An 11,269-nucleotide genomic window follows, 5' to 3' on the forward strand; every position below is an offset into this window, starting at 1 on the left:
CATCATCACCAAAAAAGGAATGGACAGAGCAAGTTCAGACGTAGGCCTGATCTTCACTGCCTACAATCTGCGTAGAATCTTTAACTTGGTAGGGCCGGAAGTACTCAAAGCGTATCTGAAAGCACTTTGGTGCTGTTTTTTGGCTGTGATGGACCTTTTAGATGCCCCAAAGACACCGGAATATAAAACACGGATTTTAGCCTTTAACTATGGGTATTTACCGAAAGCGGCTTGAAATCAAAGAAAATGAAAAGCTGGAAGGCTACAATTTTACCAACCGGAAGGTTTTTAGACGAACTGTGCTCTCACGCCATCGGGATTTGCAATCCCGAGGATATAGGGATGGATTTATAATCTAAAACTCCAAACAGCTACATCCAGATACTCTTGCCTGACCAGCGAGGTCAATATTTCTTAAAATACGGATTGAAAATCCTACGAAATGGATTCGAGATTACAAATCCCGAATAGCAGCATAGCGCGCTCCTTGGGATTTGTAATCCCGAGGATAAACCGTTGGATTTGTAATCCACATAAACTAAACCTCAAAGCCAAATCAACCAAACTCAGTCAATTCAAGCTTTCCCTTTTTTATCCCAAAATAACCCAAAGCACTACTCCATATATAGTCTTCTTCCTTTTCTACCCAACCTGCCCGAACAGGATTCATATGTATATAGTTGACTGTCTCAAAGAACTTTTTTGAATAAACCTCCTCTCCATGATATCCTTCTTCCCAAAACCAGATTCTATCTCCCACAGTCAGCAGATTCACCATCCAAGATTTTCTGCTTTCTTGTGGGTTGTCAATAATTAACTTTAATATCTTTTTGGAAATGAATTTCTTAAAATCACGGATAATATCACTGAGATCTTCATTCTTCGCCCTAAGTATCAAATGACAATGATTACTCATGAGTGCCCAAGCAAAAATTTCCAACCCTCTATTCGCTTGGCAGTATTTGAGGTTTTTGATCAATTCCTCCCGATATATATCCCTAGTAAATACATCTACCCATTGGTGAACAGTAAAAGTCACAAAATGTACAGCCCCCTGATCTTTGGTCCTGAATTCAAATGACATACTGAAGAAAGTTATAACTCTAATTTAAAGAAATTTGAGTGTGGGATATTCAACCCGCATTATGCATTAGCAAATCTACTACGGCTTCAAACCGCCTCAAAATCAGTCGCTATGCTTCACTTTTCGCTCCTGCCTTTGCCAGCAGGCAGGCTCACCGCCCCGTACGTACGGGACGACTCGATCTCCAAAGTGACTGATTTCCTTGCAGTTTGAACCCTCGCTACGAAGCCTAATGTATAGTCCGGGTTCAAAATTGTTTTTTGAATATGGATTGATTCGGGATTGCAAATCCCGAATAGCTGCATTACAAATCCCGAATAGCTATCAATCCTTCAAAGTAAAAAAGTCAACAGATTCCTGAGGATGGATTTGAAGCACATTAGCCAGCACCAAACGCACCAATGTTTTGGATGCCAGAAATCTTGGCAGATTAGCCAACTTCGCAAATTCATTTAGCGTGATTTTATCGGATTCGCCGAGAGCCTTCATCAGAATTTCTTCCTTTCTCCCATAAGTAAAGACCATGTCTTTTGGATTTCTGCCTCTTCTCAAAATCTCCCAAACTTCTCTACTGGCCTGCACAGATCGATCTGCTACACGAATAAAAGCTCGCTTCTTTTCCTTTTCTATAAGGTAATGCGGACGCTGGGAACTTATCGGAACCTTAAAAATTGCTACTCCCTTCTTCTCATTAATCTTTAGGGAAAACAACTTGTATTCTAGTCTGGGAAAAATAAGCTCGTTAATAGCTTTCTCCATCACAAAAATCTCCTCCTCTATATATCGCTGCCCGCTGACAGTGCCATCATCGTCTACTCCTATCAGCAAATCCCCACCAGAAGTGTTGGCAAAGGCGATAAGCTCGCGGACAATCTTCTCCGGATAAGTCGCTTTCTTTTTAAATTCAATTCTCAGCCCCTCACCTTTCGCAGCGAGAAGCTTCACATCTTGCAGCGTCATTATTGTAAATTTTCAGTAGAAATGATGATGAATGAACCGTTTATGACTAGGAATGTTAACGAAAGGGTTAATTAGCCTCTCTAGTAATGATCGAAGGGAGAAGAAATACACATCTGACTAGTAATACAAACTCAACAATAACGAACTTTGCGTATCCTTAGCGCCCTCCGCGGTTAAAGACCTCTATTTGCTTACTCCGCGATTCAGCTGATCCAATCTGGATTTTTGAGATTGCCACTCATCGCGCAGCCGAGCAGCTTCCATGAAATTGAGTTCCTTGGCAGCTTTTTCCATCAACTTCTGTGTTTGCTGGATCAATTTTTCCAACTTATCCTTACTTAAATACTGAACCACAGGATCTGCAGCCATACTCTCTTCACCCGGCATAGGCTCAGCATAGAACTTCGCATTTTTCTTCGAGTCCGCAACCTTGGTTTGTCCCATGATTTTATCATGCGACTTCACCACCGTCGTCGGAGTAATACCATGCTCTTTATTATACTCAATTTGTAAAACGCGTCGTCGTTTTGTCTCATCTATGGCTGACTGCATGGAATCAGTAATTTTATCCGCATACATAATCACGCGCCCTTCGGAATTTCGCGCGGCACGACCAATCGTTTGCACCAAACTACGCTCATTTCTTAAAAAACCTTCCTTGTCCGCATCAAGAATTGCCACCAGCGACACCTCAGGCAAATCCAAGCCTTCCCGCAATAAATTAACTCCAACAAGTACGTCGAAAATCCCCAAACGTAATTCCCTCAGAATTTCCACACGGTCCAGTGTTTTTACCTCAGAGTGAATATAGCGGGATTTCACACCGGCTCTTTCCAGAAACTTCTGAAGCTCCTCTGCCATCCGTTTGGTCAGCGTGGTAACTAGTGTTCTTGCACCACTTTTAATCGTCTGATCTATTTCCTCCAGCAAATCATCAATTTGATTTTGACTTGGCCTCACCTCAATCGTAGGATCTAAAAGCCCAGTTGGACGAATGATTTGCTCTACCACCACTCCTTCGGTCAAAGACAATTCATAATCAGCTGGCGTCGCGGAAACATAGATTACCTGATTCGTCAGATCTTGGAACTCCTCAAATTTAAGAGGACGATTGTCCAACGCAGAAGGGAGTCTGAAACCAAAATCCACCAAGTTGATTTTACGGGATCTATCTCCTCCCCACATCGCACGCACCTGGGGCAAAGTCACGTGACTTTCGTCAACGACTAGGAGAAAATCATCTGGAAAATAATCTATCAGGCAGAATGGTCTCGCACCAGGAGCTCTCCGATCAAAATACCTGGAATAATTCTCCACTCCAGAGCAATAGCCCAACTCCCGCATCATTTCCAAATCAAACTCTGTCCGCTCCTGAAGTCGCTTTGCCTCCATAAATTTCCCTTCCCTTTCAAAGAAATTCACCTGATCCACCATATCATACTGTATTTCATGAATGGCTGTTTGGAGCGTATCCTTACCTGTCACGAATAGGTTTGCCGGGAAAATGGAGATGATTTTCTCGTCATTAAGTTTTTTACCAGTGGCCGGGTCAAATCGCTGAATCGCTTCAATCTCATCTCCCCAGAAAAAAATACGGTATCCCCAGTCGGCATAAGCCACAAAAACATCCACTGTATCACCTTTCACACGAAAAGTCCCATGTGTTAAATCATGCTGGGTTCGACTGTAAAGAATATCTACCAACTTGAAGAGCAATTGATTTCTTGGAATCCTGTCCCCTTCCTGTAGCTTGATGACGTTTTTCCCAAACTCATCCGGATTTCCTATACCATAGATACAGGAAACAGACGCTACCACAATCACATCTCTACGTCCTGTAAGTAAAGCTGAGGAAGCACTCAATCGAAGCTTCTCAATCTCCTCATTGATCGAAAGATCCTTTTCTATATAAGTGCCTGAAGTAGGAATAAATGCCTCTGGCTGATAATAATCATAGTAAGAAATAAAATACTCGACTGCATTGTCAGGAAAAAATTGTTTGAACTCACCATACAACTGCGCGGCTAGCGTCTTGTTATGACTTAGAACCAATGTTGGCTTTTGGGTCTGCTGAATTACGTTTGCTACAGTAAATGTTTTACCCGAACCGGTTACCCCGAGCAGGACTTGAGCCTGATCACCGTTGTTCACTCCCGCCGTAAGCTGTTCTATGGCCTTAGGCTGGTCGCCAGTAGGTTGATAATCTGAGGTAAGTTTAAATTCCATATGCTTTGTCCGAAAATACCCAACACCAATCTTCTATACAATAGTTTAGAGGAATAGTGAAAATTACTTCGCTATGCGTTTGAATTTGCCAAGATTGTAATACAAATAGTTCGTTCTGAGGATCAGGACTAGAAGCAATGGGATAAGACTTGGATGAAAAGACTGCCAGCCCAAAATCCAGAAAACAACTGCCGCATCTGCCATAATCAAAGCAAAGAGCAAGTATTTCAACACCCAAGGCTTTATCGTTTTTTTGAGTAAAGTGAAAGCCAGCACAAGATGACCGGGGAAAGCCCAGAGAATATTCCAGTTCCACTTAGTAGAGGGGATGAGAGAATATATCCACAGAATTGATATCACAAGTCCTATGATTCCCAGTATCCCAAAAAATGCCACATCAAAACCAATGAAGAGCCTTTTCTTCTTAATGCCGATAAATGTAATTCCTGTAAAAGCGATTGCTACCACCCAAAAAATCCAATAAGGATTTACCGCTCCAAAAGAGCCTTTAGGCTTTTCAAAATCTAAGATTACCCTATTTTGACCGACCAGAGGACGGGTAGGTCCGTCACCTTGGATCTCCGCTCGCGCAAATGCTCCTTCCACATACTTAGGCAGAAATTGCTCTTCTAATGGGGTAGCGTCTCTATCCAGCCTGGACCCCAGCGCCAAATCAATTCCTAAATCTGACCAAGACATAAAATAAACCATCTCATCTATCAATTCCCGAAAGCTTTTGTCCACAGCTTCCTGCTCCTCATCATGCCAGATTAATTGATCACCAAGAACAGTGCTGATCGCATCACGCACACGGGTAGCGCAATTGTCAAAGAAAAAGTCGTAACGATAGGCCCGATTCTCTGGTAAATAATTTGTCTCCAAAAACCGGATCAGGTCAATCTTCTGCTGCTCATTAAGATTCAGCACCTGCTCACGCACACTGCGATGGAAGTAATCATACTCTGCAATAAAGCGATCAAAAGTGGATACTGAGAGGTAGTATTCCAATCTACCTCCGGCAAAATTCAGAACAAAATTAGGCGCTCCAAAGTCAAAAGTTCCATAGTTATAAACCACATCCCTTCCTGAAGCTAGATCCATCACCCGAATCCCACTGTGTCCGAAGGAACTATAAATCTGCTCTCCAGGATCGCAGGTGAGTAGGCTGATTTGGTATTGTTGAGCTTGCAAGGAACCCAAACCACTGACAGTCAGCAAAAAAATCAAACTAATAATTGTTTTTTTCAAGTTCATTTCACTAAATTAATAGAAGCTTTTTTAGATAATTTTTTTGTATGAAAACAAGGGGCAAAATGATAGCCCAAGAGGCAATTTTTTCATGCCGAATATACAGCATATTCCTGGCAGTTCTTTTTTGGTGTCTGTGCTTCAGCGACTCTTTATCTCAGGAAATTGGCTCCTATCGAACGATTAGTTCTGGGAATTTTGGAAATATTGGGATCTGGGAAGTTTACGATGGAACGGTTTGGACACCTGCAGTCACCAAGCCAACACTTGTAAATGACATATATATAGATCAAACCCATAAAGTCACATTGACTGGAAATGAAGAAGTCAAGAGCCTATTAATTAATGCGGAAACAGGTGCTGGTGAAAAGCTGAATCTCAACGGTAGAAACCTTAACCTTTATGGCTCCCTTCAAGCATTCGATGGAGCCGCACCCGGAGTTCCTGCAGGTACATGGAACAGCCAAAACTGGATAGGTAATTCTCTTACTAGTACGATTACATTTAAAGGAAACTCCAGAATAATTGTGCCTAAAGATGCATGGAGCGGTTTTTCAACACAAAGTAGATATTCCGTAATCTTTGATCCTGGCCCAGGGATTCAACTTACGGTGGAAGAAGCATTTAAAGCCTTAAGTTTCACTATTCGTTCAGGAACAGTAATTCAACAAATCGATACTAGTGTCAACCCTGGAAAATGTGCTACTTTCTCATTTAACAATGAAAATTCTGTTGCTGTTGGTGTCTATGGAAATTTTACAATTGAGTCTGGAGGAATTCTACTTTCGAAGTGCAACAGCGACATCTTATTTAGATCTGAAACTTTAAGCGCCAATCTCTTTGACCTACAAGCAGGAGGAGAACTTATACTGGAAGGAACATCTCCTCAAATGGAAGCTGCCAATTTTCTGCTTGACGGAAAAGTAACTTTCAACAAAAACTCAGGCACTCAAAATTTTATTTCTAAGTCCTACGCAAGTTCCGAATTACCATTAACCTTTCACGATTTGGAAATCCAAGGATCTCAAAATGTCGCATTGCCAGCGACATTGTCTATAAGTGGAAATATGGCTCAGGTAGGAACGGGTGCTTTTGACCTTACCAACACCACTCTAAATCTAATTGAATCTGGGGATCAAACTATTTATGGATTTGCGATGAATATCCAGAATCTCACAGTCAATAAGCCATCTGGAACAGCCTTTTTCGAAGAAAATCTCACGGTCAACAATAACCTGAAAATGGATGCTGGCGGAATTAATCTACAAGGAAATACTCTTACACTGAATACTTTGGGCGCTGGAGGTTTGGAATACAATGCTGGCCATTGGGTTGATCTCGGCCAATTTACTTATCAAAATGTCCCTACCTCACTGAATGCTACCAATGCTACCTTTCCTTTTTACGATCAGTATCAAGGCGGCATACGAAAAGTTCAAATGCTTGGCACTAATGCTGGAGGAAATTTAAACATGCAATTCACAGAGTATAAAGGCGCCGATTTTAACGCTAGTTTTAACGACTTGGATGGCACACCAATTCTCTATCGGCTATTCAGCTACTTCAATTTTTCTGGGTTAAACTCCTCTTCGAATCCACTTGAATTGAGGATTTCTGCAGACAAACTAATCGTCGATGAACCAGAAGATCTTCGTTTGGTTTGTACTGGATATGCTGCTCCGGGAAATCATATAGAAAGTACTGATGCGATCAATCTTTGGGCAATAAGAAGTCTGACTTTTGATGATCTGCCTGGTAAGAATTTTACTGTGGGAAGTTTCCGAACATTGAGTATCCTTCCTGTAACATGGCTTACTCTATCTGCCAAAACAAAAGACAATGTCAAACAAATCAGCTGGTCAGTGGCGGCTGAAAATGAGAATGAAAAGTTCGAGATCTATAGTTCTGACAATCCTTTAAAGAAATGGTATAAAATTGGAGAAGTACTGAGCCAAGGGAATTCTGACTCTCCTGTCTTCTATTCTTACAGTGATAAAAGCTTCTCAAATTCCACTTCTATCTATTACCAAATCAGACTAATTGATCTCTCAGGACAATGGTCTTGGAGCAATGTTGTTAGACTAGAAAACAGGCAAACTATTTCAAAAGATCAAATCTCAATTTCTCCAAACCCACATTATTGCGGCAAAATTCATATATCAATACCCGATGGTTTCACCCCTGAAAATGCGCATGTAGACATTTATGCTACTCAAGGCCATTTGATTTCATCCTTTAGTTATAATGAATTTCAACTCACAGAAAAATTAGAAATGTTAACTCCTGGGCTCTATATTATCAGTTTTTCCACACGAGAGAACGTCATTCAAAGCCGATGGATTAAGCGCTAACAATCATTTTCAAGGAATTATCTTAGCTGAAACTCATTTTAACCCAATTTTTTTATCTTAGCCAGCTAAACCCAACCTATTCCTATGACCATTCTTCTTGTACTGCTCAGTATTGCGATCCTTATACTACTGATCGTGTGGGCCAAGCTCAATCCTTTTTTGGCCTTTTTGATTGCCTCCATCTGCGCAGGATTTCTATTGGGACTTCCTGCAGATCAGATCGCCGGATCGGTGCAGCGTGGCATGGGTGGCTTACTGGGAGACTTGGTAATCGTGATAGTCATGGGGGCCATGCTTGGCAAGCTGGTAGCAGAATCTGGGGCAGCTCAGAAGATTGCGGGGGTATTGATGAAAATTTTTGGGGAGAAACACATTACCTGGGCTATGTCCTTTACTGGCCTGATCGTCGGCATTCCTCTTTTCTATAATGTAGGCTTTGTGCTCTTAGTACCTTTGGCATTCACCGTAGCCTATCAATACAAAATCTCCGCAGTCTATGTAGGGATCCCGCTGTTGGCAGCGCTGTCGGTTACGCACGGGTTTCTTCCTCCGCACCCATCTCCTGCGGCTTTGGTGGCACAATTTGATGCCAATATGGGTTTAACTCTTTTTTACGGTTTTGCCATAGCAATTCCTACCATAATTATAGCAGGGCCTATTTTTGCGAGGACTCTGAAAAACATGAAAGCCAGTCCGCTCAAGACTTTTCAGGCGGAGATTAAACCTGAATCTGAGCTTCCAAGCGCGGCAAATAGCTTTTTCACCGCACTACTTCCCGTGTTTCTTTTGGTGGGAACCACTGCTTTGAACCTCAATATTTCTACGGAAAGTAGCTTAGCTCCTATCATTGCCTTTGTGGCAGATCCGGGAATAGTCATGTTGATTTCTGTACTTATCGCGACCTACACCTTAGGGTTAAGAAGAAAGTTCGACATAAAGCAGATCATGGAAATCTACACTATTGCTACCAAAGATATTGCGATGATTTTATTGATTGTGGCTGGGGCAGGTGCGCTGAAGCAAATATTTACTGATACTGGAGTTAGTTTGGTGATTGCAGAAGGCTTGCAAACATGGGATATTCATCCACTTATTTTAGCCTGGATCATTACTGCTATTATTCGAGTTTGCGTAGGCTCAGCAACCGTAGCTGGACTGACCACTGCGGGAATCATAGCGCCACTGGTGACCACTATGAACGTAGATCCAAACCTCCTGGTCTTATCAATCGGGGCAGGAAGCTTGATGTTTTCCCATTTCAATGATGCAGGATTCTGGATGTACAAGGAGTTTTTCAACGTGAGCATCAAAGACACCATCAAATCCTGGTCTTTAATGGAAACAATTGTGGCCGTAGCGGGCTTGGCAGGAGTCCTGATCCTGGACATTTTTGTATAATCTCAAAGAAAAACTAAAACATATGGAAACTCCTGAAAGTAATTTCTCCAAACTTGGTCTTTCACTTCCTCCCGCTCCGAAACCACTAGGCGTTTACAAGCCTTGCCTAGTAGACGGCAAATACCTTTATCTATCGGGGCACGGCACTGTCCAAGACGACGGTAGTCTGATCATTGGGAGAATAGGAGAAGACCTTGATCTTGAAGAAGGAAAACTAGCCGCCAGACAGGTAGGGCTGGCGATGCTTTCTACAATCAAGAAAAACTTTGGCTCACTCAATCGGGTGAAGCGAGTGATCAAAGTTTTGGGTATGGTAAATTGTGTATCTACTTTTGAGCGTCACCCCTATGTGATCAATGGATGCAGCGAATTATTCGCGCAGGTTTGGGGGGAGGAAAATGGAATAGGGGTCAGATCTGCTGTGGGAATGGGAACACTCCCGGACAACATTCCAGTGGAAGTTGAGGCAATGTTTGAGCTACACGAGGGAGCCTAAGGCTGTACCAGTGCCTTATATGATTCGAATACACTCATCACATCTTTGACGTAATTCACTGCCAAGTGCCCTTTGGCAAAGCCACTTTTGACAATAGGATCCCGGTAATAATCGGGATCACTTTTAAGCTCAAGGAATTTCGAAACAGTAGACCACACTTGCGTGTTTTTCCCATATTTCAAGGTCAATCTCCAGGCATCTTCCACATGTCCATGACCGATATTGTAAGAAGCCAAGACAAATTTCAAGCGCTCAGAAGTATCCGGCACTCTTTCCATCCAAAATTTATCTAGATATTTCAAATATCGAACTCCACCCATTAGAGACTGGGATGGATCATTAGGATTCTCTACCCCAAATCGTTCTAACGTCACAGGCATCAATTGAAGCAATCCCTTGGCTCCAGCATATGAAGTCGCCAAGGTATCAAATCTTGATTCTTTGTAAACTAAAGAAGCTAACAAACGCCAATCCCAGCCTAACTGCTCTGCACCATCTTTGATAATCTCATCATAAACAGAAATCTGATTTCCTGCTAACGATGAGAATGGGCTATTACTTCTGAAATAACTATTTTTCGAATTCAGGAAGTATTTTGCATATAGATCAGGAATAAATCGCTTATGTTTATCCTCCAGCCAATCATTCAAGGAAGTCAGAAGTTTTGGGGAATTATCCCGGACAACCCAAGACACATCACCATCTTTCTGGACTTTCCAGGAAATATCCAAACCACCATAATAGGTTGCATTGGCCTGAGCAATATTTTGATCCGCTATTGTCCATTTGATTTCACCCTCAGCAACTTTATCAATTAAGATTTCTTCGTGATCTGGAGTAGGAATGATCGTATATTTCAATTGAAGAGAATCTTTCAAATTGCAGAGTTGGGATTTATAAACTGCACCTTCACGCACATAAATTGTGTCAGTAGCTAATTGATCCCATGAAGTGATCTTACCTGAGGATTCATTTCCAACTAGCACTGTGTTCATTTTCCCCAAAGGAATTGAGAAGGAAGTCTTTTTAGACCTCTCCATGTTCTTTTCAAGATTCATGGCAATCACATCTACTTTGCCTTCATGCAGGTAATCAAAAGCTCTATCTATATCCGAGACCATAACTAAATGTAATTGCACATTCAATCGCTTGGCCAGGTCGCGAAGGAGCTCATATTCATAGCCCATTCTTCGTCCACGATAGATGTAATAGCCTGTTGAATTGTTATCCACAGCAGCGCGTATGAAACCACGGTTTTGGATTCCCGGAAGATCGAGCAAATAAGCTTCCTCTTTGGAAATAGCCCCAAAATTCTTCTCAATAAATGTGCATTGTACACCAAAGAGGAGAAGAATAAATATAGAGGAAAATAGTATTAATACATTTTTCATTCACTAGAGTCGTATGACTCTGGATGTTACACGAGTGCCCATTTGGCAAATGCTATGCCAAAAGAAGAATAAAGCATTCGTCAAAAAAGGCGAATAAAAAAACAAAGGCTTTTGC

General features: G+C 41.8%; 9 protein-coding genes. 4 read left to right on the plus strand and 5 right to left on the minus strand.

Annotation, left to right across the window (positions count from 1 at the left end):
- A partial coding sequence (locus SYJ56_RS24305; RefSeq protein WP_323838763.1) for a hypothetical protein occupies positions 1–235 on the plus strand: 235 nt, incomplete at its 5' end.
- A gap of 321 nt (positions 236–556) precedes the next feature.
- On the opposite strand, the gene SYJ56_RS24310 is transcribed toward SYJ56_RS24305, so the two are convergent.
- From SYJ56_RS24310 to SYJ56_RS24325, 4 genes are all read right to left on the minus strand, one after another.
- Positions 557–1,084 (minus strand): REP-associated tyrosine transposase, encoded by a 528-nt coding sequence (locus SYJ56_RS24310; RefSeq protein ID WP_323838764.1) that lies wholly within the window; start codon positions 1,082–1,084, stop codon positions 557–559.
- A 324-nt stretch (positions 1,085–1,408) separates the two neighbouring features.
- Positions 1,409–2,044, minus strand: coding sequence for an AlbA family DNA-binding domain-containing protein (locus SYJ56_RS24315; protein WP_323838765.1), 636 nt, complete (start codon positions 2,042–2,044; stop codon positions 1,409–1,411).
- 183 nt (positions 2,045–2,227) lie between these two features.
- Positions 2,228–4,270: an excinuclease ABC subunit UvrB gene (gene uvrB, locus SYJ56_RS24320; protein WP_323838766.1), complete on the minus strand. Its 2,043-nt coding sequence runs from the start codon at positions 4,268–4,270 to the stop codon at positions 2,228–2,230.
- Between the two features lie 63 nt (positions 4,271–4,333).
- Positions 4,334–5,524 carry an Lnb N-terminal periplasmic domain-containing protein gene (locus tag SYJ56_RS24325; protein WP_323838767.1) on the minus strand — a complete coding sequence of 397 codons (1,191 nt, stop codon included), beginning with the start codon at positions 5,522–5,524 and terminating at the stop codon, positions 4,334–4,336.
- A gap of 41 nt (positions 5,525–5,565) precedes the next feature.
- Between SYJ56_RS24325 and SYJ56_RS24330 the strand changes: the two genes are divergently transcribed.
- From SYJ56_RS24330 to SYJ56_RS24340, 3 genes are all read left to right on the plus strand, one after another.
- Positions 5,566–7,869, plus strand: coding sequence for a T9SS type A sorting domain-containing protein (locus tag SYJ56_RS24330; protein ID WP_323838768.1), 2,304 nt, complete (start codon positions 5,566–5,568; stop codon positions 7,867–7,869).
- An 84-nt stretch (positions 7,870–7,953) separates the two neighbouring features.
- A complete protein-coding gene (locus SYJ56_RS24335; RefSeq protein WP_323838769.1) occupies positions 7,954–9,267 on the plus strand; it encodes a gluconate:H+ symporter in 1,314 nt (437 codons plus the stop codon).
- A 22-nt stretch (positions 9,268–9,289) separates the two neighbouring features.
- Positions 9,290–9,763, plus strand: a complete 474-nt coding sequence (locus SYJ56_RS24340) for a RidA family protein (protein ID WP_323838770.1) — start codon at positions 9,290–9,292, stop codon at positions 9,761–9,763.
- On the opposite strand, the gene SYJ56_RS24345 is transcribed toward SYJ56_RS24340, so the two are convergent.
- Complete coding sequence (locus SYJ56_RS24345) at positions 9,760–11,154, minus strand: MltF family protein (protein WP_323838771.1); 1,395 nt, start codon at positions 11,152–11,154, stop codon at positions 9,760–9,762. The genes SYJ56_RS24340 and SYJ56_RS24345 overlap by 4 nt on opposite strands.
- Positions 11,155–11,269: the final 115 nt, after the last annotated feature.

This window comes from Algoriphagus aurantiacus, assembly GCF_035156405.1.
Classification (GTDB): domain Bacteria; phylum Bacteroidota; class Bacteroidia; order Cytophagales; family Cyclobacteriaceae; genus Algoriphagus; species Algoriphagus aurantiacus.